The following is a 25,005-nucleotide window of genomic DNA, read 5'->3' on the forward strand; positions in this document are numbered from 1 at the left end:
TGGGGCCACGGACCGAGGTGGCTCATCCGCGGCATGCAGCCAATGGCGGACACGCAGCGCCGGCCCGATCATTCCCCGGTTCGGGCGCAGGTGCACATCGAAGAAACGGCCCACCGGGCGGTCTCGGCCACGCGCGCCGCCTTCCGCCCGGCAGTCCATTGCGTGGATCAGCCTAGTTCCAGGGGTGGAGGACCGTGCGCCAGCCGCCTCCCTGCCTTTCCAGCACGGTGACCCGGTTTCCCGCGAACTTCCTTTTGGCATCGCCTTCGGCGGGGCCGGACATCTCCCAACGGCCGGAGACGATCAGGAGGTTGTCCTTGTTCATGGCGCCCTTCTTTGTCGCCTCCAGCGCACACACCGGGCTTGCGACGAATGGGTCAGGTTCCAGCTTGCAGGCGTGCGGCGCCCACGATCCGGCCAGCTGGTTCCTGCAGGATCAAGGCGAAATCTTCACCGGCTGGCCGCTCGGCACGGAGCTTCACCGGCTTGCCTTCCCAGGAACCAAGGTCGCGCAGGGAGCGCACCACATTCGCTTGAACGATCGTACGTCCACCGTTCTCGCCACGCGCGATGGAGCTGCGATGCCTCCGGTCGAAGCCGACCAGAAGAATCCGGGCCGTTCCCTTCCCTTCGCCAATCGTAATGCCGATCTCGTTCCCCGTGCTGACAAGAGAGATATTCGCCGCAGTTGATGCATGGGCTCTTGCCTCTGCAATAGCGGCATTCGCCTCATCACGACGAGAGCCGACGAAACTTCGTACGCCATCGACGACGAGTTGCGGCGTGAAGCTGACGCTTCCGAATTGGTCAGCGTAGGCAGCCTGTCGATTCGTGGCGCCTTCGAACGAGAAGGCATCCTTCCACCCCAGCCTGTTCCAGTAGGTCACGTGGAAACCGAGGGGCAGAAGATCGGGCTGCTCGGCCAGCTCCGCGAGCAGCTCCTCGGCCGGGGGACATGACGAGCAACTCTGTGACGTGAAGAGCTCAAGGACGAGGGGCCGGGCCTGCGCAGGGAGTGATGCAAGACCGAGCGCCATAACGCAAAGCGCGCGAACAGAAGGGAGGGGCATCATGCGGTTTCCATCGACGTTGGATCGATGCCGCTCATTCGCGTCAGTCTGCGACTCCGTTACAGACTATTTGTTCGCTGATGGCGCTTTTGTGGAGGCGCTCAATTCACGCTTGAAAGTAAAGTTACAGATTCAATTAAAGGTGCTGCACTGCTTTGGGGGAGCGGAGCTATACGTCACGCGACGCGGCAATGCGTCTTCGATGTCGACGGATCGTAGAATCTGAATGTGCAACGCCCTGCCGACTTCGCCTCGTAGAGCGCGCTGTCGGCGGCGGAATGCAGGGTCTCGCCATGGATGGCGCTCCCCTCAGCCAGCACGATGCCGATGCTGACGCCGATCTGCCCCTGATGCTTGCCGAGATCGAACGGTGACGAGAGGGAGGCGATCAATCGCTCCGCCATCGTGACGGCACCCGGTCGATCGGTCCCGGTCTGGATGATGACGAATTCGTCGCCGCCGATCCTCGCGACTGTATCCTCGGTTCGAACCGCGGCGCGCAGGCGGTCCGCAACAGCGCGGAGGAGGCGATCACCCACCAAGTGGCCGAAGGTATCGTTGATCGCCTTGAAGCGATCGAGATCGAGGCAGTGAAGCGCGAAACCTTTGCGGTTGCGCCTCGCGCGGGCAACCTCTCTCTGCAGGCTTTCCTGGAACTGCATGCGGTTCGGCAGGCCCGTCAACGGATCGTGCCGAGCGAGGTGGGCCAGCTGCGCCTCAGCCTTCTTGCGTATGGAGATGTCACGCACAGAGGCGACGTAACCCAACGGCGCGCCGCAACCGTCGTCTCGATAGAGACCGAACGTCACCTCGATCCAGACCCAGTGGCCGTCGCGGTGCCGATAGCGCTGCTGTGTCGTCGCGGTCTCGATCCGGCCGCTCGCGATCTGTTCGAGCAGAACACCGAATGCGTCGGCTTCGTCGGGGTGGATGAAGTCGAGGGGACGGGTCCCGATCAGCGCCTGCGGCTCGTAGCCGAGGATCACTCGGCATCCCGGAGACACGTAGCGCCGCGTTCCATCGAGATCAGCGCGCACCACCATGTCGGTCGTGTTGTCGGCGAGCAACCGGTAGCTCGCCTCGCGCTCCCGCAAGAGCCGTTCCGTCTTGTGAAGCCTCAACTGAGCGGTGACGATCCTGGCGAGGTTCTGCAGTTGCCCACGCTGCTGGTCCGTGAACACGCGCGGCACGCGATCCATCACGCAGAGGCTGCCGACCTGAAGGCCGGAGGCCACTTCGAGCGGAGCGCCGGCATAGAAGCGGATGCCGTGCTCAGACGTCACAAGAAAGCTGTCGCGGAACCGTGGGTCACGTTCAGCATCCTCGACGACGAGGAGATCACTCGACATGACGGTGTGGGTGCAGAACGACTCGCTTCGCGCAGTGCCCGTCAGATCGAAGCCACATCGTGCTTTGAACCACTGGTCGGTTTCGCCGACGAGAGACACCAGGGCTATCGGCGCCTGGAAGAGGTCGCGTGCCGTTTCGCAAAGCGCCGTAAACGGCTCTTCCGGCTCGCTATCAAGCAGATCGAGATCATGAAGGGCGGCGAGGCGGGCGGCTTCGCGCGGATGCACAGGTACCATCGGGAACCCCGAACTCCAGGGACCGGCGCGCCGAAATGGACATCGCGCCGCCGAGCGGCCTCGACGGTAGTCTCAGGCGCTTACCGGAAGCCTAAGTGCTTCGTTCAAAGTGATCGGCGGCACTGAACCGACGGCGCCGGCCACTCTATATCGAAGCCCCAGTTTCGCGCACTGCCCGAATAATCCGATTTTGTTTAAGGCCAAGGTCGAGACTGCTCATTTTCGCGAGCGTTCTGCAGTCGCCTCAGACCATTGGATAGGCCTGGGTTGCTTTGTCCTCGAAAAGAAACATTTCTCCAAGAGACTTCGTCGGCATTATGTTCGACGTGATGGCTTGAAAATTCTGGAATGACTGTTTGCTCAAAACGTCCAGCTTGTGCCAATCATGATTGGTAAACATGCTGTAAATTATCGTTTTACTGTTTTAATCTCAGGCTCAGTTGTCCACATCAGTCCGAGCAGACGCGTGCGCCGTTGATCTGTGGGCCCCGCGCCATGCTCTTCATGGTCGCCAGCCTGTCAACGGCCGTATTTGCGCAGATTGCGCAGCGTTGTTGACGAATTGCGCAATTTGCGCGAAATGACGCGGCAGAATGCGGACTATGAGCGTGAGCTCGAAAAGATCTGCTCGAAACGCGCAGGGAGGACATCGCGATGCAAGTGCCGATCAAGCGGATGATAGACCGCGTTCCGGGGGGCATGATGGTGGTGCCCCTGCTGGCGGGTGCGCTCATCGCGACTTTCTTCCCGGGCACGCCGAAGTTCTTCGGGTCCTTCACCGGGGCCCTGTTCTCGGGCGCACTGACAATTCTGGCCGTCTTCTATGTGTGCATGGGGGCGAGCATCGATTTCAGGGCAACGCCGTACATTGTGAAAAAGGGTGGCACGCTGCTGATCGTGAAGATCGGGATCGCGCTGATCCTGGGCCTGATCTTCGGGCACGTGCTCGGTGAGGCGCCGGTCGCGGCGGGCATGTTCGCCGGTCTGTCGACCTTGGCCGTCGTCGCCAGCATGAACGACACGAACGGCGGCCTCTACATGGCGCTGATGGGTCAGTACGGCCGCCCGCGCGATGTCGGCGCCTACACGATCATGTCGTTGGAGAGCGGCCCGTTTCTGACCATGGTGACGCTGGGCGTCGCCGGCCTCTCGGCCTTTCCCTGGCAGACCCTGGTGGGGGCGATCCTGCCGCTCCTCGTCGGCATGATCATCGGGAATCTCGACCGGGAGATGCGGGCGTTCCTGAGCCGGGCGATCCCGGTCATGATTCCGTTCTTCGCCTTCGCTCTCGGCGCGGGCCTTGACCTCACCAAGGTCTGGCAGGCGGGTCTGCTGGGGCTGGCGATGGGTGTCGCCGTGGTGGTGCTGACGGGCATTCCCCTGTTCCTGGCCGATCGCCTCACCGGCGGCAACGGCGTCGCGGGTGTCGCCGCTGCATCGACAGCTGGGAACGCGGCGGCCGTCCCCGCCATCGTCGCCGCCGCGAACCCGGCCTATGCCGATGCCGCCGGCCCCGCGACGATCCTGGTCGCGGCCTGCGTCGTCGTCACGGCCATCCTGGTCCCGGTCGCCACAGCCTGGACGGCGAAGGTCGTCCGCGCGGGCGACGACGAGCCGGAGGAGCCCTTGGCCGACGCGGTTCAGGCGGAACGCGCCTGAGATGGACGCGCGCTGGCTCATCCTCGCCGACGATCTGACCGGGGCCGCCGATTGCGCGATCGCGTTTCGTCGGCGTGGGCGTGCCGCCGCGGTGATCTGGGGCGAAACGGCGTGGGACGAGGAGATGTCGATCCTGTCCTACGACGCCGACAGCCGTGGACTGTCCGAGGAGGACGCCGCGCAGCGCCATGCGGCGCTGCTGACGCGGTTCCACGGCGCCGGGCGCCGCCTGTTCAAGAAGATCGATTCGACCCTGCGGGGGCAGCCCGCCGCCGAGATCGCGGCGACGTTGGCCCCGTATCGGGCCGTCCACGGCCAAGCCTTCGGCATTCTGGCGCCGGCCTTCCCCGCCACCGGCCGGATCACCCTCGGGGGCCGGGTGCGAGTGGCCGGTCGTCCGCTTGAAGACACTGAGGTCTGGCGGCGTGACCATCGCTACGAGAGCGCGGAGCTGGGCGCGGTCCTCGCCACGGCGGGACTCGTGTCGCGGACGCTGACCCTGGAGACCGTTCGCGGCGACGGGCTGGCCGAGGCGCTGGCGGAGGTCGCCGCCATCCCCGACGGAATCGCGATCTGCGATGCCGAAGCCGACGAGGACTTGCGCCGGATCGCGCAAGCGGGGCTGGCGATGAATGTCTCTCCCTTCTTCGTCGGCAGTGCCGGGCTGGCGCATGCCCTTGCCGCCTGCATGCCGGCACGGGTGCTGGATTCGGTCCGCATGGGGCTGGAGGGGCGCGGCGCGCTCTTCGTCGTCGGCTCCATGGCCGAGATTTCCCGCGCGGCGGCCCGGCGGCTGGTGGCCGACGACGCCGTGATGCACCTGCCCGTCACGCCGGAGACCCTGCTGACGGACGCGAACGCGCGGATGGTCCTCGCGGCCCGCGTCGGGGAGCGCCTCTCCGCCGGGGGAGACGTCCTGGTGGAGATCGTTCTCGACGGCGAGCCCGACATGAGCCTCGGACCTCGGCTCGCCCAGGCTCTGGCCGACGCGCTGGGCAGCGAGGCCATGCGGATCGGCGCCCTCGCTGCCACGGGGGGCGAGACCGCCGCTGCCCTGCTGACACACCTCGGGATCGGGGGCATCCATCTCGCCGACGAGATCGAGCCCGGCGTGTCCCTGGGGCTCACGCTGGGGCGGCTCTCGATCCCCATCGCGACCAAGGCGGGCGCGTTCGGCGATGCCGACAGCCTCGTCCGCATCCGTAACCGTCTGCGCACGGCGCGAACCGAAGGAAGTGTGACATGACCCGTCCGACCATCGCGATCACCATGGGCGATCCCGCCGGCATCGGACCGGAGATCATCATGAAGGCGCTGTCGCATCCCGAGGTGCACGACCTCTGCCGGCCCCTCGTGATCGGCGATGCCGCGCGCCTTCGGCAGGCGGGAGACATCGTCGGGGCCGGAATCGCGGTCGACTCCCTCGCCGATGCGAGCGAGGCGAGGTTCGGCACGGGCACCGTCCAATGCGTGGACCTGAAATGCGTGCCCGACGATCTGCCCTTCGGACGCGTGTCACCGGTCGCTGGCGAGACTGCCTACCGGTGCATCGCCACGGCGGTGAAGGTCGTGCAGGCGGGCCAAGCGCAGGGTATCTGCACGGCGCCCCTGTCGAAGGAGGCGCTGCACGCCGCAGGCCACAAGTTCCCCGGTCACACCGAGATGCTCGCACACCTCACCGGCACGCCGGAGGTCTCGATGATGCTGGTCTCGCCCAAACTGCGCGTGATCCACGTCACGACCCATATCGGCCTGATCGATGCGATCGCGCGGATCGAGCCCGGTCTCGTCGAACGGGTCATCGCACGCGGGCACGCCGTCCTGGTCAAGGCGGGGATCGCCAATCCGAAGATCGGCGTCTGCGCCATCAATCCCCATGCGGGCGAAAACGGCTTGTTCGGTCACGGCGAGGAAGCCGAGAAGATCACCCCGGCGGTGGAGGCCTGCATCGCCAAGGGCTGGGACGTCCGGGGGCCGCTTCCGGCCGACACGCTGTTCTTCCTTGCGGGCCGCGGCGATTACGACATGGTCGTCGCCATGTACCACGATCAGGGCCATGGCCCGATCAAGGTGCTCGGCCTGGAAGCCGGAGTGAACATCACCGTCGGCCTGCCGGTGATCCGCACCTCGGTCGATCACGGAACCGCCTTCGACATCGCCGGCACGGGCGTGGCGGACGAGCGGAGCCTGATCGAGGCGCTGCGACAGGCGGTGGATCTGGCGCCGAAATCGCTGGCGGCCTGACGCCTTCCCCGGCATGAATCCGCGATCCGATGGAGGGGGGCCGGGGGATGCGGGGGACGGAACGCCGGGCGCGGCTGCTGGCCGCGCTCGAGCTCGGGGAGATTGACGTGGACGATCTCGCCCGGCGGTTCGGCGTCTCGGCCTCGACCGTCCGGCGGGACCTGCAGCATCTCTCGGACACGAAGGCCGTGCGCCGGACCTATGGCGGCGCGATCCTCGCCGGAGGGTCGCCCGAGACCACCTTGGACCAGAGGCTCGCGATCAATGGCGCCGAGAAGCAGGCCATCGCGCGGGCCGCCCTCGCCCTCATCGCGGATGGCGAAACGCTCATCCTGGATGCCGGCTCGACCGTGACGGCCTTCGGCCGCCTCCTGGTGAATCGCCGGTTGCGCATCATCACGAACAACCTCGCGCTGCTCCCCTGTCTGGCGCGCGCACCGGAGATCGACCTCATCGTCCTCGGCGGCGGCTTGCGGGCGACGAGCATGAGCACCGTCGGCCCCCTGGCGGTCGAGGCGCTGCGCTGGCTGACGGCCGATCGCATGGTGACGAGCGCGGACGGTGTCGTCGCAGGCCGCGGCCTGTGCGAGGCCAGCCTGGATCAGGTCGCCCTCAAATCCGCGATGATGGCGCAGGCGCAAGCCACGATCGTCCTCGCCACCGCAAGCAAGCTCGGCCGCGCGGAGCAGATGTCCTGGGCTCCGCTTCCTCCCCGGTGGACATTGGTGACGGACGCGGCCGTCTCTCGGGAGCAACGGCAGGCCCTCATCGACGTCGGCGCGCACATCGTGACGGCCGAGGCGTAAGTCTCGACCGGCCGGACAAGCTGGACGCATCTTCGCGTGCGGCGTCCAGGCTCTCCGGGCCGCCTTACGAGCCGCAACCGCCAGTCTGTCCGGCAATGGCAGCGGACGCCCTCGAGGGGGAAAGACGCGATCAGCAACGACGCGCTCATGTCTGGCCCACGGTGGCATGACCCTGCGGCGACGCGTCTGCAGAAGGGACGTGCAGACGGCCAATCGTGGCGGCGACATCGTGCAGGCTGGTGCTGCCCTTGCGCAGCACACTCTCGGCACCGGAGAGTTGCCGCCGCTCGTCGGCCGACATGTCCCGGGCACTGAGCACCACCACCGGGACGTCCGCGCAGCCTGACATGGCGCGGAACTCGCGCAGGAACGTAAAGCCGTCCATCACCGGCATCGTCAGGTCGAGGAGCACGAGCCCGGGGCGGCCCTCCCGCACCCGCGCCAGGGCTTCTTTGCCGTCACCGGCTTCCCGGACGACAAACCCGTGCTTGCCGAGTGTTGTCCGAAGTCGTCGGCGCATCTCGGCGTCGTCATCCACGATAAGCACGTCGCCCGATGCGTCGATCCGGTCCAGCACTCCGCGCAAACGGGCCCAATCGACGGGTTTCGGGATCGAGGCCGATGCCCCGAGCGTGGCCCCGAGCGCCGCATCCGCGACGAAGCTGACCATGATGACCGGGATCTCCCGTGTCGCGGGATCGGCCTTCAGCTGGCCGAGGACGGCCCAGCCATCCATCTCCGGCATCATCACATCGAGCAGGACCGCCATGGGACGGAGCCGCCGTGCGAGGTCGAGCCCCGTTGGCCCGTCTGGCGCAGCTTGAGCCTCGAAACCTTGGCGGGTCAGGAAGCGCACCATCAGGTCGCGCTGGCTCACCTCGTCGTCGATCACGAGGACCAGTCGCGCCGTCCCGTCGGCCGGACCGGCGGTGTCCGGTTCGATCTCGGAAGCCGCCTCTGTCTCGTTCGGCAGCGCCGCCGGCACCGCCAGGGTGAAGACCGTCCCGGCGCCGACCGCGCTCTTCACATCGACGTCGCCGCCCATGAGTTGCGCGAAGGCCTTTGTCAGGGCGAGGCCAAGTCCGGTGCCGCCATACTTGCGGGTTGTCGTCTCGTCGGCCTGGGCAAAGCGCTGGAACAGTCCAGCCATCTGTTCGCCCGTCATGCCGATGCCGGTATCGGCCACGGCGAAGACGAGGCTGTCGCCAGTCGAGGTGGGTTCACGCGTCACCTTCAGCGTGATGGTGCCGTCCTGTGTGAACTTGGCGGCGTTGCTCAGGAGGTTGAACAGGCACTGACGCAGTTTGACCGCGTCCGTGCGGGCCTGACCCAGGTTCGGTGCCAATTCCAGGACGAGGCGATTGCCTTTCTTGGCCACCAGCGATTCGACGGTCGCCGCGGCGTCCCGCATGAACGCCTCCACGGCGAAGTCTTCCGGATAGACATCCATCTTGTCGGCCTCGACTTTCGACAGGTCGAGGACGTCGTTGATCAGGCCGAGCAGATGCTGGGCATTCGCGCGGATCTTGCCGAGGTCAGCCGTGAACGTGTCATGTCCGAGATCCTCGGCCTCCTCCTCCAGCATCTCGGCATAGCCGATGACCGCCGAGAGGGGCGTCCGCAGCTCGTGGCTCATGTTGGCGAGGAAGCGGCTCTTCGCGCGGTTGGCGTCTTCGGCTGCGTCACGGGCGTCGCGCAGGGCCAGCTCGTAGTGATGGCGAGCGGTGACATCGACATGGACGCCGACCCACTCACGGATCGGGCCGTCGCGGTCCCGGACCGGGACGGCCCGCACGGAGTAGTGCCGCCATCCACCATCCGGGGCGCGCAGGCGATGCTCCACCGCGAAATGGCCCCCCACGCGGACCGCCTCCGTCCAGGCTCGCACCGTCCCCGGTGCATCGTCGGGGTGGAGGACGGTCGACCAACCGCCGCCGCGATACTCGGCGAAGGTCTGGCCGGTGATCTGCTCCCATCCCGGCTGCTCGTCGATGAAGTCGCCCGCCGGGTCCGCCGTCCACATCACGCCGTCGACCGCCTTCACCGCCGCGCGGAACCGCTCCTCGCTGCCGTGCAGGCGCCTCTGCGTCCGCCTCTGGTCGAGCGAGCCGGCCATCATGGCGAGGAACAGGATCGCGAAGGTGATGCCGGCGACTGCGAGGGCGAGGTTCTGCTGGTTGGTGCCCAGGGCGGTCGCGTGAGCCTCATGGGCCCCGGAGGCTTCGGCGGTGAACGTCGCGGCGGCCATACCGGTGTAATGCATCCCCGCCACGGCGAGGCCCATGACACAGGCTGCGGCCAGTTTCTCCCAGGCCCGATTGCGGCGGAACGTCAGCCAGAGGGCAGCAGTGGCCGCTGTGACGGCGATGGCGACCGACACGATGACGATACGGCGATCGTAGGCCAAATTTCCGGGCACCCGCATCGCGGCCATCCCGGTGTAGTGCATGCCCGCGACGCCGAGGCCCATGAGGGGGCCCGCCACCAGCAACGAGCGCCAATCGGTCCCGCGCAGGGCGACCCAGGCGAAAGCGCCTCCGGTCGACGCGATGGCGATCACCAGCGAGAGGGTCGTGAGACCGAGGTCGTAGGCCGCGGGCAATCCCATTTCGAAGGCGAGCATGCCGACGAAGTGCATCGCCCAGATGCCGCCCCCCATGGCGAGCGCCGCGCCCGTGCCCCAGGCCCAGGACGGTCCGGAATCCGGCCTGCGCAAACGGGCGCCGAGGTCGAGGGCGGCATAAGAGGCGAACACCGCAATGACGACGGACAGCGCGACGAGGCCCGGATTGTAGCCGGTATGAACCATAGGAAGCCGTGGAATACGAATGATCCAGCGTCGGGCGGCGCTGACGGATTGTGCATCTAGGTCCGAAATCTCGTGCGTTCAGACCGGACGCGGCATCATTCCCATCGCGCTTCTGGACAATGCGTCACAGTGAAGGTCGGTCGGCCGACTGAGCCCCTTCCTGCTCTGGGTGCGCGTGAGCGATGGCACGATGGCCTGGCCCCACGCGACCATCGTGGGTCGGATCAGGCAGCATAAGTTATCGCTTGAAACGAAATCAGCCTGTACTCGATCTCTTCGCGTGATATCTCGATCTGAGCGCCCGAAGTCTGAGCCGGGGACCGACCGAGGTGCGTGTCCGCGCGGTCAAAGTCCTCAGCGGGAAGGCTACCAATCCTGGGGCTTCGCGCCACTTTCCGCTATCAGGGGGCCGTCGGGGCTTCCCACGCCTCGTGAAAGGGTTCTGCCTTTGTCACAGTCGCGGCAGCCGCTGCAATCCGACCACGCCGCCGCGTCACCGCCGACAACCCTGCGCCGGGGCGTCGAACAGCTGTTCGAGACCGAACGGCGTCTCAACGCCGTGCTGAACAACGCGTCCGTCTCCATCTTCCTCATGGATGACCGCCAGCACTGCATCTACATGAACCGCGCCGCCGAGCAGTTGACCGGATGGACGCTCGATGAGGTGCTCGCACGGGACTGTCCGCTGCACGACATCGTCCACCACACCTATCCCGACGGGCGTCCTTTCCCGCTGGAGGAGTGTGCCATCGACCGCGCGTTTCCTGAGAACAACCAGGAGCGCGGCGAAGAAGTGTTCGTCCATCGCGACGGAAGCTTCTTCCCGGTCGGCTTCACCGCCAGCCCGATCCGGGACGACGCCACCAACGTCATCGGCACCATCATCGAGGTGCGTGATATCAGCGAGGAGAAGGCCGCCGCCGAGCGTCAGCGCCTCCTGATCGACGAGTTGAACCACCGGGTGAAGAATACGCTCGCGACGGTGCAATCCATCGCCGCACAGACCTTCCGCGGGACGACGGACAAGGCCATGCGCACCGTGTTCGACGCCCGCATGGTCGCCCTGTCGAACGCCCACAACGTTCTGGTCGAGGATAATTGGGAGAGCGCCAGCCTGCACAGCGTGATCGAGCGGGCGCTCGCCCCCCACGTCCTGGCGGAGGTCGATGGTCACCGCTTTCGGCTGCAGGGACCGGACGCGCGGTTGCATCCGAAAGTCGCGGTAACGCTGGCCATGGCGCTGCACGAACTGATGACCAACGCTGCCAAGTACGGGGCACTCTCGGTTCCCGAAGGGCGTGTCGCCGTCAACTGGGCGCTCCGCGACCTCAAGGACGGGCGACAGCAGTTGGATCTGACGTGGCAGGAGCAGGACGGCCCGCCGGTGAGCCCTCCAACCCGCAAGGGGTTCGGCTCCCGACTGATCGAGCGCCAGCTGCCGATGGAGTTCGACGGCCGAGCGGAGATCGACTACGCCGCCTCAGGTGTAGTGTGCACGTTGCAAGTCCCCATGACTCCACTCGGCTGGGTTGGTCAGGCAATCCTGAAGGGTCCTGCCGCCTGATGAGCGTACTCGAAGGATGCCGGGTTTTGCTCGTCGAGGACGAGAGCCTCGTCGCCATGATGGTCGAGGACATGCTGCTCGACCTCGGCTGCGAGGTCGTCATGGCGATGCGCCTCGACAAGGCGGTGGCGCTCGCCCGGACCGAGACCTTCGACCTCGCCGTGCTCGACGTGAATCTCGGCGAGGGACGCAGCTATCCGATCGCCGACATCCTGTTCGAGCGGTGCACGCCGTTCCTGTTCGCGACCGGATACGGCTTGAAGGGACTGGAGACGGCCTACCGCGGCGTGCCGGTGCTTCAGAAGCCGTATCAGGCCGAGCCGCTGGAGCATCTGCTGCGGGGCCTCCTGACCGGCGAGATCGCCACTCACCAGGATGCGATGTGTCTTCCGGGAGCCTGCAGGTGTCGGGTTGGCGATCCCGGCTCCCAATCTCCCAAACCTTCTCCCCCATCCTGATATGTTGCGCGCGGCCTTCGACTGGTTCTTCCGCGATCGCACCAGCGGACGCGTCGTCATCGGCCAGTGGCCGAACCCGCCGCTCTGGCTCTTCGGCCTGCTGCAGGCCGTCGCCTGGATTGCCGGGGAGGCGAACGCGATCGGGCGATGGGCGGCCGTTGCCTCCTGGATCGCCCTCGCCGTCTGGGCAGGCGACGAGGTGCTCCGCGGGGTCAATCCATGGCGGCGCTGCCTTGGGAGCGCGGTGCTGCTGGGGATGGCCATCCGCCTGATCGTCTGACCGCGTGCGGTGAATGGAGTCTGCTTCTCCCCGAAGCTGTCGCGGACATCCGTAGGCTGAGCCCTCTCTCTGATGTAAGGACCTGCAGGACGCAGGCTCGACGGGAGGCGGAGATTTCGGACGACGGTTGGGCAACGGTCCTCGGGTTGTTGAGCGTCCTTGTTCTCGTTCTCGCCAACGGCTTCTTCGTGGCCGCCGAGTTCGCTCTGGTGGCGATCCGCAGGAGTCGTGTCGCCGAACTCGTTTCCGAGCGGCGCGTCAATGCGAAGGCCCTGCTCTGGGCGACCGACCACCTCGATGCTCACCTCGCCGCGACCCAGCTGGGTATCACCATCTCGTCCCTGGCCCTGGGCTGGATCGGCGAGCCCGCCCTGGCCCGGCTGATCGAGCCTGTCATGGCTTGGCTGCCCGATACGATCTCGGCTGCGGCGGCGCATTCGGTCGCGGTGGTGTTCTCCTTCATGATCATCACCGCCCTGCACATCGTGCTGGGCGAGCTGGCCCCTAAGAGTCTCGCACTCCAGCGCAGCGAACGAACGGCTCTCGCCGTCATCCGGCCGCTCAGCCTGTTCCTGCTGGTGTTTCGCCCGGCCATCTCGTTCCTCAACGGCCTCGGCAACGGCGTCCTGCGTCTCTGCGGCCTCCAGCCCGGCCATGGCGAAGGCGGCCACCATTCGACGGCGGAACTGAACCTCCTGGTCGAGGCGAGCCGCGAGGCGGGCCTCATCCGAGAGGCTCAGCAGGAGGCTGTCGAGCGCATCTTCAAGCTGAGCGACCGCCGAGTCCGCGAAATCATGACACCGCGCCACGAGGTCGAATGGATCGATCTCGATGAGCCGCAGGACGTCATGTTGAAGGCCGTTCGCGCGTGCAGCCACGCCCATGTCGTCGTGAGCCGGGGCGGCATCGACGAGGTCGTCGGCGTGCTGCGTAAGCAGGATCTGCTCCACCAGATCCTCGATGGGCGGGAGCCCGATATCGAGATGGCCATGCAGCCGCCGAATGTGATCCACGAGGCGTTGACGGTCCTCGCCGCGCTGGAAAACTTTCAGCGGAATCCGGTGCAGCTGGCGGTGATCGTGGACGAGTATGGCAGCCTGGAAGGCCTCGTCACCCAGACGGATCTGCTCGAGGCGATCGCGGGCGACATCCCCGAGCCTGGGGAAGACCCGGCCGTGGTCGAGCGGGAGGACGGTTCGCTGCTGATCGACGGCATGATGCCGGCCGAGGAAGCCTTCGAGCGCTTGGCCTTCGCCGATCCGCCGCCCATGGACGACTACGCGACGCTGGCCGGGTTCATCATCTTCCGCCTGGGGCGCATTCCCGCGACGGGAGACGCCATCGCGGCGGAAGGCTGGCGTCTGGAAGTGGTCGATATGGATGGCCGTCGCGTCGACAAGATCCTCGCGACGCGTCTGCCGGAAATGGCACCAGCCGAGACGGTGTGAGCCTGCGGCGAACGACCATCAGGCTCCCGCCTCGGGGGGCGGCCCCTTCGGTCTCGCTTTCCGGGAGGGGCCCGAGCCCATCAGTGCAGGCCGAGCTGGCTCTTGTCGGTCAGGCGGCCGTTTCGGAACGTCAGGGTGACGTTGGCGCCGTAGGTACCACGCGCGGACCAGCTATAGGTCGCACGGTGGGTGTCGCCGATGGTCAGGTGCGAGATGCGCCGTCCTGGGCAACCGAGCCGCGCGGCGATGGACTGATAGGTCATCCCCTTGTGGAGGGCGGCGTAATGGGTCCTGTCCACCCGGCAGGATGCCGTGGCGGCCCCGGCAGGAAGGCATGGCAGGGCCACGAGGAGCGCGGCGGCGAGCGTCCTAGCGGTCGTCACGTGATCCGCCTCCGTCCTGCGCCATGCCGTTGCTGGCTTCTTTCTGGGGGCTGCGGACCTCGACCTTCATGTCCTGGCGCATGTCTTCCAGGTGGTCGGTCACGATCCGCTCGCCGGGTTTGAGCCCGGCGAGGATCGATGTGTTCTCGCCATAGCTGTCGCCCGTGGTCACCGGCTTCTGGCGTACGATTCCCTGGTCATCGACCGCATAGACGATCTGCTGCGCGAGGCGGGCCGAGAGCGCGATGGTGGGGACGAGGAGCTTGTCCTCACGCCCGAGGGTGACGCGGGCGCGGACGAACTGGCCGGGCAGGAACCGCTCGTCCTCGTTCTGCATCAGGGCGCGCACGAGGCGGCGGGCCGTGCGGGGGTCGAAACGGTTGTCGAGCTGGTAGATCTTCGCCGTGCGAACCGGCTTGCCGGCATCGTCCAGCACCTCGACGGTGACCTCGCCCGTCTGCATCGCCTCACGCAGGGCCTCGGAATCCTCCGAGGACAGGGCCATCTGCACGTCGATCGGATCGACCTGAACCACGGTGACGAGCTGCGTCTGGTTCTCGATGACGAGGTCGCCGGGATTGATGATGGAGAGGCTGGCCCGCCCGTCGAACGGCGCGTTCACCTCCGCATAGTCGAGGTTCAGGCTCTGCCGGGCGATGGCTGCCTCCGCGCCCTGGACCTGCGCGGCAGCCGAAGCGGCGTTCGATTGCAATTGCTGAAGGCGCTGCTCGGAGGCGTAGCCCTTGTCGGCGAGGGTGTCGGTGCGGACCACCTCGGCCTGCGCGAATTGCAGCTGCGCCTTGGCCTGACCCTCCTGCGCCTTGGCCTGGGCGAGGGCGACCTCGAAAGGCCGCTTGTCGATGCGGAAGAGCAACTGCCCCTTCTTCACGTGGCTGCCGGGCTCGAAGGGCCGGTCGGTCACCTCTCCGGTCACCCGCGCCTGAAGAGCCGCGTCCTGCTGTGAGATGATGGTGCCGGTGTAGGTGAAGCTGATCGGCACCGCCTCGGTGCGGGCCTGCACCACCGTCACGGTGATCGGCGGCTCGGCGGGCTTCTTGTCCTGCGTCGGGCCCAGGCCCGGCAGCATCGCCATCATCGCCGAGGGGGAAGGCTTCCCCGCCACGACCCAGCCGCCTCCCGCCAGGGCAAGGGCGAGCCCCCCGCCGACCAGCCCGACCTTGACCCCCCTGCGCACGCCACGCTCCCTCGCGCCGGGCGCCCCCGGCGCCGAACAGCACGGGGAACACGCAAAATTCAATCGCGTTGCATGCGGGCCAGCGGCCGGTCGCATCGGCCACACCTCCCCCCGACGAGGTCGGATGTTCGCGCGCTTTGTCGACCGCCCCATTCTCGCGGGGGTGATCTCGGTCCTCATCACCCTGATCGGCGCGGTGGCGGGGCTGACCCTGCCGATCGCGCAGTTTCCGGAGATCGCCCCGCCGATCATCAACGTCCAGGCGACCTATCCCGGTGCCAGCGCGCAGCAGGCCTATGACGCGGTGACGACGCCGCTGGAGCAGGAGATCAACGGCGCACAGCACCTGCTCTACATCGCCTCCACCAGCAACGCCGATGGCAGCGTCAACCTCGACGCCACGTTCGAGATCGGCTCGGACCTCGATGCCGCCGCCGCCGAGGTGTTGACCCGCGCCAACCGGGCGGAGGCGAAGCTGCCCGCCTCGGTGCGGTCGCAAGGGTTGGAGATCCAGAAGAGCACGCGTCAGCAGCTCGGCAACATCGTGCTCTATGCCGAGCCCGGCTCGCCCTACGACGAGCTGTTCCTGGCGAACTGGGCCGAGACGCAGGTCATCAAGCCCCTGCGCCGGGTCTCTGGCATGGGCCGCATCCAGAACTTCTCGCAGAAGCGCTACGCCATGCGGCTGTGGCTCGATCCGGTGAAGATGGAGGCCCTGGCGATCAGCCCCGACACCGTGATCCGCGCGGTGAGCCAGCAGAACGAGCAGATCACCACCGGCTCCCTCGGCAAGCCGCCCACGGACGGGAAGCCGACGCCCTTCGAGTTGCAGGTGGTCACACAAGGCCGCCTCAGCCAGCCGCAGGAATTCGCCAACATCCTGCTGCGCGCCAACCCGGACGGCTCCGTCGTGCGGGTGCGCGATGTGGCGCGGGTGGAACTCGGCTCGGAGCAGTACGGCGTACGCTCCAGCTTCGACGGGCAGCCCTCCGCGACGCTCGGCCTCTACCAGACCCCCGGCGCCAACGCCGTGCAGGTGATGGCGGGGGTAAAGTCCACGATGGAGGACCTCGCCCGACGCTTCCCGCCGGGGCTGAAATACAAGATCGCCCTCGACCGCACGGAATTCGTGCGCGAGGCGATCAGCGAGGTGGTGCACACCCTGTTCGAGGCGCTGATCCTCGTCGTCGTCGTCACCTTCCTGTTCCTGCAGAACTGGCGGGCGACGCTCATCCCCTCCATCGCCGTGCCGGTGGCGCTGGTGGGCACGTTCGGGCCGATGGCGCTGCTCGGCTTCTCGTTCAACACCCTCAGTCTGCTCGGCCTCGTGCTGGCGGTGGGCCTCGTGGTCGATGATGCGATCATCGTGGTCGAGAACACCGAGCGTCTGATGGACGAGGGGATGGAACCCCGCCAAGCCTCCCGCGAGGCGGTGAACGAGGTCGCGGGACCGGTCATCGCCACGACGCTGGTGCTGGCCGCCCTCTTCGTGCCCGTGGCCTTCATTCCCGGCCTCACGGGGCAGCTCTACAACCAGTTTGCCCTCACCATCGCCTTCTCGGTGATGATCTCGGCCGTGGTTTCGCTGACCCTGACGCCGGCCCTGTGCGGGATGATCCTGAAGCACCGTCCGGCGGGAGAGGAGAAACGGGGAAGCCGCTGGACCGCGCCCCTGCGCTGGTTCAACCGCGCCCTCGAAAAGGCGGCCAACGGACTGACGGCGATGATCGGCTGGCTCTGCCGCCATCTCATCCTCGTCGGGCTCGCCTTCGCGGCCTTCGCCGCCCTGACAGTGGTGCTGGTGATGCAGCGTCCGACCGGCTTCGTGCCGAACGAGGACCAGGGCTATTTCTTCGCCGACGTGGCCATGCCCAAGGGCGCGTCGGTGGCGCGCACCGACAAGATGGTGGAACGCCTCGGCAAGGTTCTGCGGGACATGCCGGAGGTCGAGCACGGGATCGGCGTGACCGGCCGCAGCATCCTCGCGGATGCGGTGGCGCCGTTCTACGGCTTCCAGATCCCGATCCTGAAACCCTGGAACGAGCGGTCGGCCTCGGCTGACGACGTGATCGCGCGGGTGCAGCAGGCGTTCAAGCACGATCCGGACGGGAAGGTGCGGGTGGTCAACCCGTCGCCGCTGCCGGGGCTCGGCACGCGCAGCGGCCTGACCCTCGAATTGCAGGACCGGAGCGGTACGGGCGGCCTGAAGCTGGCCGAGGCGGCCCAGAGCTTCATCGCGGAGATGACGAAGAGCGGGAACATCGCCCAGGCCATCCCGACGACGAGCTACGGCGTGCCGCAGATCAAGCTGGAGATCGACCGGGCCAAGGCCGAACAACTCGGCGTGCCGCTCCAGAACCTGTTCGACGCGCTTGGCACCTATGTCGGATCGAGCTTCGTGAACCTCTTCAACCGGTTCGGCTTCGTCTATCAGGTCTACGTGCAGAGCGAGGCGGCGGGCCGCCGGACGATCCAGGATCTGGAGGCCCTGCCGGTCCTGAATTCCCGCGGCGAGCCGGTGCGCATCGGCTCCCTGGTGCGGGCGGAGTTCACCAGCGGGCCGACGGCCGTCCTGTCCTACAACACGTATCCCGCCATCGAGATCGCCATCGAGGTGGCCGCGAGCGCCAGTTCCGGCACGGTGCTCAAGGAGGTCGAGGCGCTGGCCAAGAGCAAGCTGCCCTCGGATTACGCGGTGGAATGGACCGATGTCGCCTATCAGGAGAAGGTCGCGGGTGGCTACGCGCCACTGATCTTCGGCCTCGGCGTGCTGATGATCTTCCTGCTGCTCGCCGGGCAGTACGAATCCCTGCGTCTGCCCTTCGTGATCCTGCTCGCGACGCCGGTCGCGATCTTCGGCGCGGTCGGCTCGCTGGCTCTGCGAGGGCTCGAACTCGACATCTTCGGGCAGATCGGGCTCCTGCTCCTCGTCGGGCTCGCCGCCAAGAACTCGATCCTCCTCGTCTCGTTCGCGGAAGACCTGCGGCGTCAGGGCGAGGACGTGCTCAAGGCGGCGCAGGATGCGGCGCGGCTGCGCATGCGCCCGATCCTGATGACCTCCTTCGCCTTCATCACGGGCTCGATCCCGCTCGCCATCGCAACGGGAGCGGGTGCCAACGCCCGCGTGTCCATGGGAACGGTGGTGATCGGCGGTCTCGTGGTCGCGACCTTCATCACCCTGTTCGTCACGCCGACCTTCTACGTCGCCTTCGAGCGGCTGCTCGGCAGCAAGGACAAGGCAAAGAACGAGGCCGAGCCAGAGTTGAAGGAAGCGAGGGCGTGAGGCGCTCGCGATGATGGGATCGGCCTGAAACCCTGGCGCATTGCATTTTGAATTCGCAAGGCGGAAGCTCCCCCGGCATCGCTCCACCGAAGAGCGGGCCGGAGGAGACGGTATCCATGAGCACACGGCGCGATTTCCTGCACCTCACCGCAGCCGCCACGGCGCTCGGCGCCTTGCCCGCCGCAGCGCAGACGCCCGCCACCGATCCCGGAACGCCCATCCCGCCCAAGGGTGACGCCAAGGGGAGCGAGACGCTGCGCCTCGTCACCTTCGCGCCGGACAAAGCCGGCACCCCTCGCCTCGGCGCGGTGCGGTCGGATGGACGCGTGGTCGACCTTTCGAAGACCGATCTGCCGGGTGTCGATGCGACGGGAATGGTCTCGCTCATCGCGGCAGGACCGAAAGCCCTCGACGCCGCGCGGCGCGCCGCTGCCTCGGGCGATGGACCCCAAGTCGAGACGGTGCATCTTCTGGCGCCGATCCCGGCGCCGACGCGCAACATCTACGCGGTGGGCTGGAACTACCTCGAACATTTCGCCGAAGGTCAGGCGACGAGTCTCGCCAAGACCGAATACCCGGCCCACCCGGTGTTCTTCACCAAGGGGGTGAACACGATCAACGGCCCCTACGACCCGATCCCCTATGACACCGCGGTCTCGACGCAGATCGATTGGGAAGCGGAACTCGCGGTTGTCGTCGGCAAGGGGGGCCGCAACATCAAGGAAGCCGACGCCCTCGACCATGTGTTCGGCTACAGCGTCATGAACGACACCACGGCCCGCGACATGCAGCGCACCCTGCACGGTGGCCAGTGGTTCAAGGGCAAAAGCCTCGACGGGCATGGGCCATTCGGCCCCTGGATCGTCCCGGCCTCGGATATCGACCCTTCCGATCTGCGCCTGTTGCTGCGGGTCAACGGCGTGGTGAAGCAGGATGCCTCCACCAAGCAGATGTACTTCAAGGTCGCGCGGATCATTTCGGAATTGTCGCGCGGCCTCACGCTGGTGCCGGGCGACATCATCGCCACCGGCACGCCCCCCGGCGTCGGGTTCGCCCGCAAGCCACCGGAATTCCTGAAGCCCGGCGACGTGATGGAGACCGAGATCGTCGGCCTCGGCACCCTCCGCAACGTCATCCAAGCCGTTCCGGCCTGAGACGACACGAGAGCGGCTGTCTCAAGCTCAACGGCTTCGGGTCGGCGGCTCTCGATCCTGTCTGCGGCGCGCCTTCTTGCAATGACCCGGCGACCGCTTCGTCGGCCAGCGTCGTCGTGCGATCGTCGAACGTGTCATCGCGACAAAACGTGCCAGGTCGAACGGACCTGAAAAGCGGAGAATCGAGTCAACCGAAAGACGATCTTAAGGTGAGCCTACTACCCTAATCTAGAGCTCAACTTACAACTTTTGGTTGAACTATGTTGACGGTGGTGGGATGTTTCCTTGGTGAGCACGACCTTTGGTTGGTCGCGCTTGCCGCCATCATCTGCACACTGGCCTCCGCTGCGTGCATGGCCCTGCTCCATCACGCCCGTCGTAGCCCGGAGGCGTGGCAATGGATCTGGATCGCCGTCGCTGCGGTGGCGGGCGGATCCGGGATCTGGGCGACGCACTTCATCGCCATGCTGGCGTTCGAGCCAGGCCTGCCGACGGGCTACGCGATCCGCCTGACGATCCTGTCCCTCGCCTATGCGATCGCCCTCACCGGGGCCGGACTGGCGGTCGCCCTATGGCGGGCGCTGCCGGCGGCGCCCGTGGTCGGTGGCCTGATTTTGGGCGGCGGCATCGCGGCGATGCATTACACCGGGATGGCGGCCTTCGAGGTGCCGGGCCATCTCAAATGGGACCCCACCCTCGTGGCGGCCTCCCTCGTCCTCGGCGGGGTGCTCGCCGCTGCGGGCCTCCAGATCGGGCTCGCGCGCGAAGGGTTGGCCGGGCGGGTCGTCGGGGCGCTGCTGATCCTGGTTGCGATCTGCAGCCACCATTTCACGGCCATGGGCGCGGTCACCATCGTGCCGGACCCGTCCGTCGCCATCACCGACAGCGCCCTGCCGACGCGCTGGATCGGCGTCGGCGTCGCGCTCGCCAGCGTCGCGATCCTGCTCATGGCCGGCGCGGCGCTGATGCTCGATCTGCGCGAGCGCCGCCAAGCCTCCCTGGCGCGGGAGCGCCTGAACAGCCTCGCCAACGCCGCCGTCGAAGGCTTGCTGGTGTGCCGGGGGGAGACCATCGTCAACGGCAATGACAGCTTCGGGTCCCTCGTCGGCCTGTCCGCGTCGGATCTCGGCGGAGTGCCGCTGGCGCGCTTCCTGCCGGGCGCCGAGGCGCGGCTTGCCCTGGCCGGGCAACCGGAACAGCCCATCGAGGCCGAGCTGCGGGGGGCGGAGGGCGAGACGATCCCCGTGGAACTGATCGTCCGCCCGGTCACCTATGGCCAGAAACCCCATTACGCCGTCGCGGTGCGCGACCTTCGCGCCCGGCGCAAGGCGGAGGGGCAGATCCACTTCCTCGCCCACCACGACGCCCTCACCGGCCTCGCCAACCGTGCGAGCTTCACCCTGCGGCTGGAACGGGAAATGAAGCTCGCGGCGGCGACCGGGAGCAGGCTCGCGGTCCTGTGCCTCGACCTCGACCGCTTCAAGGAGGTCAACGACCTGTTCGGCCATGCGGCGGGCGACGCGCTCCTCGTCACCGTGGCCCGCACGGTCACCGCGCTCCTCGGCGAGAACCAGTTGATGGCTCGTCTCGGCGGCGACGAGTTCGCGATCCTCATGCCCTGCGACCATGCCGTGGCGGCGGGCCGCCTCGCGGAGGCGGTGCTCGACGCCCTGCGGGCCGAGAACCTCGACATGGCCGGGCCCACCATCGGCACCAGCATCGGCATCGCGGTCTATCCGGACAATGCCGACGAGCGCACGCTCCTCTTGAGCTACGCCGACACCGCCCTCTACCGGGCGAAGTCGGAGGGTCGCGGCCGGTATCGCTTCTTCGAGGCCACGATGGGCGCGCAGGTGCGCGACCGGCGGCTCCTCGAACATGACCTGCGCCATGCCGTGGCGCGGGGCGAACTGCATCTGGTCTATCAGCCGCAGAGCGACGTTGCCTCCGGTGAGGTCTTCGGCTTCGAGGTACTGCTGCGCTGGCGGCATCCCCTGCGCGGACCGGTGTCGCCCGCGATCTTCATCCCCATCGCGGAGGAGAGCGGCCTCATCCTGCCCATCGGCGAATGGGTGCTGCGCGAAGCCTGTCGCGAGGCCGCGAGCTGGACCAGCCCGCTGACCGTCGCGGTCAACGTATCGGGCGTGCAGATCCACGCGCCGAACCTCGTGCCGCTCATCCAGGAGATCCTGCGCGAGACCGGCTTGGCGCCCGAGCGCCTGGAGATCGAGGTGACGGAGACGGCCCTGATCCGCGAGCCCGCCCGCGCCCAGGTGACGCTACGCCAATTGAAGACCCTCGGCGTGCGCATCGCCATGGACGATTTCGGCACGGGCTATTCGTCCCTGTCGAACCTGCGCGCCTATCCGTTCGACAAGATCAAGATCGATGGTTCGTTCATCCGCACCGTCGACACGAACGAGCAGACGGCGGCCATCGTCCGCTCGGTGCTCGGCCTCGGGCGGGGACTCGGGATGCCGGTCCTCGCGGAGGGCGTCGAGACGGCGGAGGAACTGGATTTCCTCCTGGGCGAGAACTGCGCGGCGGCACAGGGCTTCCTGATGGGTCGCCCCGGCGATATTTCCGGCTTCGCCCATCTCACCCACCCGCCGAAGGGGAGTGTTCTCGCTGCCTGACGGACGGGCCGGGGAAATTGACGCGGGCGCGGGCCGAGCCTACGCCCGGGGCTTCCAGCCCGCCTCGCGAAGGACCGAGCGATGATCGTCGAAATGCGCGTCTATCATTGCGCCCCGACCCGGCTTCCCGCCCTGCTCGATCGTTTCCGCACCATCACGATGGGCTTCTTCGAGAAATACGGGATCGAGCAGGTCGGCTTCTTCACGACACTGGTCGGGCCGGACAACCATGCCCTGACTTACTTCCTGAAGTGGGACAGCCTCGCCGATCGCGAAGCCAAGTGGAACGCTTTCCAGGCCGATCCCGAATGGATCGCCAAGCGCGCCGAGATCGAGAAGGACAAGCCCATCGTGGCGCGGATCGAGAACACCTTCCTCGCCCCGACGGACTTCTCGGCCCTGCGCTGACGCGCCCTCAGGGGCTCGTGAGTGCGAGGTGCGTCGCTTCTTTCGCTCGCCGTGCTCTGCGCCGTCAGGTCGTCGCGGCGGCCTGCGTGAGCGCCTCCACCTCCGCCACGACGCGGTCCTGGTGGAAATGGTGCAGCATGTGGCCGGTGCCGGGGAGCCACGTGAAGCGTGCGCTTCGCATCAGGGTGGCGGCCAGGGCGCCGTGCAGGGCATTGTTGACCACCAGATCGGCGGTGCCGCCGAAGAAGCGCACGGGCACCCGGCAGGTCGGATAGGCCGCCGCTGCCCGGCCGAGGGCGGTCCAGGTGCTCATCGCGTCCTCGCCCTCCGCGATCATCCGTGCCGGGCCGCAGGCGCGGGCCCAGGGAAAGCGGACGGCGAAATCCGGCGGGACCGTCTGGGGCAGGAAGATCGCCCGCCACAGGAGCGGCAGCATCGCCCGGTCGAGGCTTCCTGCCAGCACCTGCGCGAGCCCGTCGCCCAGCCCTGGCAGGGCGCGCGGCCCGAACAGGATCTGTTCGAGGCGTGGCTCGGGAAAGCAGAGCGGCGCCATCGCGACCACGCCAGCCACCGCGTCCGGATCGGACAGGGCGAGGCAGAGCGCCACCGTCGCCCCGAAGGAATGGCCGACCAGAACCGGCCGGTGGAGGCCGAGCCGGTCCAGAGCCTCGCGGATTGCCGCCGCCTGCCGCCAGGGCGAGGCATCCACGAGGCGCCGCCGGGTGCTGAGGCCGTGGCCGGGCCGGTCGAGGGCGATCACCCGGTGCCGGGCCGCGAGGCGCGGGGCCAGCGGCAACCACAGATCCTCCAGGGCCATGAGGGTGCCGTGGATGAGCACGATCGCCTCGCCCTCGCCGGTCTCGGCATAGGCGATGCTGCCGCCCTCGCCGAGCGGCACGAAGCGCCGCGCGACCTCACTGGTTTCCGCGTCCATGCTCAGGAGCGCCGCCCGGGACGAAGAAGAGTCGCGGCGGCGAGGCCGAGGCCGACAACCGCCGAGGCGGTGGCGAGGGGATGCAGGCTCGCCCGCGTGTAGGCGCTCCGGCGCAGCACCGGGAAGGGCTGGTCGCCGTGGACATGGCCGGTATCGTCCTGTTGCGGCGCGTGGAGCGCGCCTGCAGGCCGACGCGGCGCCATCGTCCGCTTCTGGAAGGTGGCGATCTGCCCGGCGAGGTGGTCGTAGGCCCCCGGTGCGAATTCCTTGCCCGCGATGAACAGCTTGCCCGCCCCGCCGACCACGATGTCCCGCTGCGGACGGACGGCCGCGTGCAGGATCGCCCGCGACACCTCCTCGGCCCTGTAGACCGGCGGCGGCAGGGACGGCTCGCGGTCCATGTAGTTGCGTGCCCGGCGGGGCAGGGGGGTGTCGATGGAGGTGGGCTTGATCAGCGTCACCGAGATCGGTGCGTCGGCGAGGCGCAGTTCCATGCGCAGGGCGTCGGTAAAGCCCTTCACCGCGTGCTTCGAGGCCGAGTACATGCCCTGGTAGGGGAAGGCGAGATCGGAGGCGACGGAGCCCATGTTGATCAGCGCGCCGCCCCGCCGCCGCATCAGATCGACGGCAACGAGCGACCCGTTCACGGTGCCCCAGAAATTCGTGCGCAGCAGGCGCTCGTGGTCCTCCTCGGAAACGTCGCCCAGGGCGCCGTAGATCGTCAGCCCGGCGTTGTTCACCCAGGTGTCGACGCCGCCGAACTCGGCCACTGCCCGCGCGGCGATCTCCTCCACCTCCGCCCGCTCGCCGACATCCGCGCCCACGGCGACGGCCTGCCCGCCCTCACGCGTGATGTCGGCGACGATGGCGTCGAGGGCCGCGCCGCTGCGGGCCGCGAGCACGACCCGCGCGCCTTTGGCGGCGGCCATCCGCGCGGTGGCGAGCCCGATGCCGGACGACGCGCCCGTGATCACGATGGTCTGGTCCGCCAGGGATTTGTGCCGCATGGTCGCTCGTCTCCGGGACGCCCCGGATCGCGGGGCCGCTCGGGTTGGCTACCCCTGGAGGAGCGCTCAAGTTTCCGCAGG

The 25,005-nt window shown here is 67.5% G+C and carries 20 protein-coding genes; 12 read left to right on the forward strand and 8 right to left on the reverse strand.

Translation table 11 applies throughout. The annotated features are described in order from the left end of the window. Positions 1 to 172: 172 nt before the first annotated feature. The 3 genes from J4O73_RS07725 to J4O73_RS07735 form a co-directional block, all read right to left on the reverse strand. Positions 173 to 325 (reverse strand): hypothetical protein, encoded by a 153-nt coding sequence (locus J4O73_RS07725; RefSeq protein ID WP_426216150.1) that lies wholly within the window; start codon positions 323 to 325, stop codon positions 173 to 175. 52 nt (positions 326 to 377) lie between these two features. Then, positions 378 to 1,073: a DUF1223 domain-containing protein gene (locus J4O73_RS07730; protein ID WP_426216152.1), complete on the reverse strand. Its 696-nt coding sequence runs from the start codon at positions 1,071 to 1,073 to the stop codon at positions 378 to 380. A 173-nt stretch (positions 1,074 to 1,246) separates the two neighbouring features. Beyond that, the gene (locus tag J4O73_RS07735; protein ID WP_426216154.1) at positions 1,247 to 2,647 is read right to left on the reverse strand and encodes a diguanylate cyclase domain-containing protein; all 1,401 of its coding nucleotides are present in this window, start codon (positions 2,645 to 2,647) and stop codon (positions 1,247 to 1,249) included. Between the two features lie 663 nt (positions 2,648 to 3,310). Here J4O73_RS07735 and J4O73_RS07740 point away from each other — a divergent pair. Genes J4O73_RS07740 through J4O73_RS07755 form a run of 4 tightly spaced genes read left to right on the forward strand, consistent with a single transcriptional unit; the run spans position 3,311 to position 7,365 of the window. Then, entirely contained in the window at positions 3,311 to 4,315 is a 1,005-nt protein-coding gene (locus J4O73_RS07740) for a 2-keto-3-deoxygluconate permease (RefSeq protein ID WP_426216156.1), read from the forward strand. A gap of 1 nt (position 4,316) precedes the next feature. After that, positions 4,317 to 5,561, forward strand: coding sequence for a four-carbon acid sugar kinase family protein (locus J4O73_RS07745; protein ID WP_426216158.1), 1,245 nt, complete (start codon positions 4,317 to 4,319; stop codon positions 5,559 to 5,561). After that, complete coding sequence (pdxA, locus tag J4O73_RS07750) at positions 5,558 to 6,559, forward strand: 4-hydroxythreonine-4-phosphate dehydrogenase PdxA (protein WP_426216159.1); 1,002 nt, start codon at positions 5,558 to 5,560, stop codon at positions 6,557 to 6,559. The genes J4O73_RS07745 and pdxA overlap by 4 nt, the downstream gene beginning before the upstream one ends. 47 nt (positions 6,560 to 6,606) lie before the next feature. After that, positions 6,607 to 7,365: a DeoR/GlpR family DNA-binding transcription regulator gene (locus J4O73_RS07755; RefSeq protein WP_426216161.1), complete on the forward strand. Its 759-nt coding sequence runs from the start codon at positions 6,607 to 6,609 to the stop codon at positions 7,363 to 7,365. A 145-nt stretch (positions 7,366 to 7,510) separates the two neighbouring features. On the opposite strand, the gene J4O73_RS07760 is transcribed toward J4O73_RS07755, so the two are convergent. Beyond that, on the reverse strand, positions 7,511 to 10,174 hold the full coding sequence (locus tag J4O73_RS07760; protein WP_426216163.1) for an MHYT domain-containing protein: 2,664 nt from the start codon (positions 10,172 to 10,174) through the stop codon (positions 7,511 to 7,513). A 448-nt stretch (positions 10,175 to 10,622) separates the two neighbouring features. Between J4O73_RS07760 and J4O73_RS07765 the strand changes: the two genes are divergently transcribed. The 4 genes from J4O73_RS07765 (at position 10,623) to J4O73_RS07780 (ending at position 13,924) form a co-directional block, all read left to right on the forward strand. Further along, entirely contained in the window at positions 10,623 to 11,738 is a 1,116-nt protein-coding gene (locus J4O73_RS07765; protein ID WP_426216164.1) for a sensor histidine kinase, read from the forward strand. After that, positions 11,738 to 12,196 carry a response regulator gene (locus J4O73_RS07770; RefSeq protein WP_426216165.1) on the forward strand — a complete coding sequence of 153 codons (459 nt, stop codon included), beginning with the start codon at positions 11,738 to 11,740 and terminating at the stop codon, positions 12,194 to 12,196. The genes J4O73_RS07765 and J4O73_RS07770 overlap by 1 nt, the downstream gene beginning before the upstream one ends. A 4-nt stretch (positions 12,197 to 12,200) precedes the next feature. Then, a complete protein-coding gene (locus J4O73_RS07775; protein ID WP_426216856.1) occupies positions 12,201 to 12,476 on the forward strand; it encodes a hypothetical protein in 276 nt (91 codons plus the stop codon). Between the two features lie 146 nt (positions 12,477 to 12,622). Beyond that, positions 12,623 to 13,924 carry a hemolysin family protein gene (locus tag J4O73_RS07780; RefSeq protein ID WP_426216167.1) on the forward strand — a complete coding sequence of 434 codons (1,302 nt, stop codon included), beginning with the start codon at positions 12,623 to 12,625 and terminating at the stop codon, positions 13,922 to 13,924. A gap of 80 nt (positions 13,925 to 14,004) precedes the next feature. On the opposite strand, the gene J4O73_RS07785 is transcribed toward J4O73_RS07780, so the two are convergent. Beyond that, positions 14,005 to 14,307, reverse strand: coding sequence for a DUF3862 domain-containing protein (locus tag J4O73_RS07785; RefSeq protein ID WP_426216168.1), 303 nt, complete (start codon positions 14,305 to 14,307; stop codon positions 14,005 to 14,007). Further along, positions 14,294 to 15,502, reverse strand: a complete 1,209-nt coding sequence (locus J4O73_RS07790; protein WP_426216169.1) for an efflux RND transporter periplasmic adaptor subunit — start codon at positions 15,500 to 15,502, stop codon at positions 14,294 to 14,296. Before J4O73_RS07790 ends, J4O73_RS07785 begins: the two co-directional genes overlap by 14 nt. Positions 15,503 to 15,626: 124 nt before the next feature. Between J4O73_RS07790 and J4O73_RS07795 the strand changes: the two genes are divergently transcribed. The 4 genes from J4O73_RS07795 to J4O73_RS07810 all read left to right on the forward strand — a co-directional run bounded on the left by J4O73_RS07795 (position 15,627) and on the right by J4O73_RS07810 (position 22,983). Beyond that, the gene (locus tag J4O73_RS07795; RefSeq protein WP_426216170.1) at positions 15,627 to 18,785 is read left to right on the forward strand and encodes an efflux RND transporter permease subunit; all 3,159 of its coding nucleotides are present in this window, start codon (positions 15,627 to 15,629) and stop codon (positions 18,783 to 18,785) included. A gap of 116 nt (positions 18,786 to 18,901) precedes the next feature. Beyond that, positions 18,902 to 19,939, forward strand: a complete 1,038-nt coding sequence (locus tag J4O73_RS07800; protein ID WP_426216172.1) for a fumarylacetoacetate hydrolase family protein — start codon at positions 18,902 to 18,904, stop codon at positions 19,937 to 19,939. Between the two features lie 260 nt (positions 19,940 to 20,199). Next, positions 20,200 to 22,575: a bifunctional diguanylate cyclase/phosphodiesterase gene (locus J4O73_RS07805; RefSeq protein WP_426216174.1), complete on the forward strand. Its 2,376-nt coding sequence runs from the start codon at positions 20,200 to 20,202 to the stop codon at positions 22,573 to 22,575. Positions 22,576 to 22,656: 81 nt separating this feature from the next. Beyond that, positions 22,657 to 22,983, forward strand: a complete 327-nt coding sequence (locus tag J4O73_RS07810) for an NIPSNAP family protein (protein WP_426216175.1) — start codon at positions 22,657 to 22,659, stop codon at positions 22,981 to 22,983. A 64-nt stretch (positions 22,984 to 23,047) separates the two neighbouring features. On the opposite strand, the gene J4O73_RS07815 is transcribed toward J4O73_RS07810, so the two are convergent. Then, a complete protein-coding gene (locus J4O73_RS07815) occupies positions 23,048 to 23,917 on the reverse strand; it encodes an alpha/beta fold hydrolase (RefSeq protein ID WP_426216177.1) in 870 nt (289 codons plus the stop codon). Between the two features lie 2 nt (positions 23,918 to 23,919). Then, positions 23,920 to 24,924: an SDR family oxidoreductase gene (locus J4O73_RS07820; protein ID WP_426216179.1), complete on the reverse strand. Its 1,005-nt coding sequence runs from the start codon at positions 24,922 to 24,924 to the stop codon at positions 23,920 to 23,922. Positions 24,925 to 25,005: the final 81 nt, after the last annotated feature.

The organism is Methylobacterium sp. NFXW15 (assembly GCF_049887755.1).
GTDB lineage: Bacteria > Pseudomonadota > Alphaproteobacteria > Rhizobiales > Beijerinckiaceae > Methylobacterium.

Bases quoted from the DNA above. Each gene is read 5' to 3' on its own strand.
- J4O73_RS07725 (WP_426216150.1), bottom strand. From the start codon at position 325: ATGAACAAGGACAACCTCCTGATCGTCTCCGGCCGTTGGGAGATGTCC.
- J4O73_RS07730 (WP_426216152.1), bottom strand. From the start codon at position 1,073: ATGATGCCCCTCCCTTCTGTTCGCGCGCTTTGCGTTATGGCGCTCGGT.
- J4O73_RS07740 (WP_426216156.1), top strand. From the start codon at position 3,311: ATGCAAGTGCCGATCAAGCGGATGATAGACCGCGTTCCGGGGGGCATG.
- J4O73_RS07745 (WP_426216158.1), top strand. From the start codon at position 4,317: ATGGACGCGCGCTGGCTCATCCTCGCCGACGATCTGACCGGGGCCGCC.
- pdxA (WP_426216159.1), top strand. From the start codon at position 5,558: ATGACCCGTCCGACCATCGCGATCACCATGGGCGATCCCGCCGGCATC.
- J4O73_RS07755 (WP_426216161.1), top strand. From the start codon at position 6,607: ATGCGGGGGACGGAACGCCGGGCGCGGCTGCTGGCCGCGCTCGAGCTC.
- J4O73_RS07760 (WP_426216163.1), bottom strand. From the start codon at position 10,174: ATGGTTCATACCGGCTACAATCCGGGCCTCGTCGCGCTGTCCGTCGTC.
- J4O73_RS07770 (WP_426216165.1), top strand. From the start codon at position 11,738: ATGAGCGTACTCGAAGGATGCCGGGTTTTGCTCGTCGAGGACGAGAGC.
- J4O73_RS07795 (WP_426216170.1), top strand. From the start codon at position 15,627: ATGTTCGCGCGCTTTGTCGACCGCCCCATTCTCGCGGGGGTGATCTCG.
- J4O73_RS07800 (WP_426216172.1), top strand. From the start codon at position 18,902: ATGAGCACACGGCGCGATTTCCTGCACCTCACCGCAGCCGCCACGGCG.
- J4O73_RS07805 (WP_426216174.1), top strand. From the start codon at position 20,200: ATGTTGACGGTGGTGGGATGTTTCCTTGGTGAGCACGACCTTTGGTTG.
- J4O73_RS07810 (WP_426216175.1), top strand. From the start codon at position 22,657: ATGATCGTCGAAATGCGCGTCTATCATTGCGCCCCGACCCGGCTTCCC.
- J4O73_RS07815 (WP_426216177.1), bottom strand. From the start codon at position 23,917: ATGGACGCGGAAACCAGTGAGGTCGCGCGGCGCTTCGTGCCGCTCGGC.
- J4O73_RS07820 (WP_426216179.1), bottom strand. From the start codon at position 24,924: ATGCGGCACAAATCCCTGGCGGACCAGACCATCGTGATCACGGGCGCG.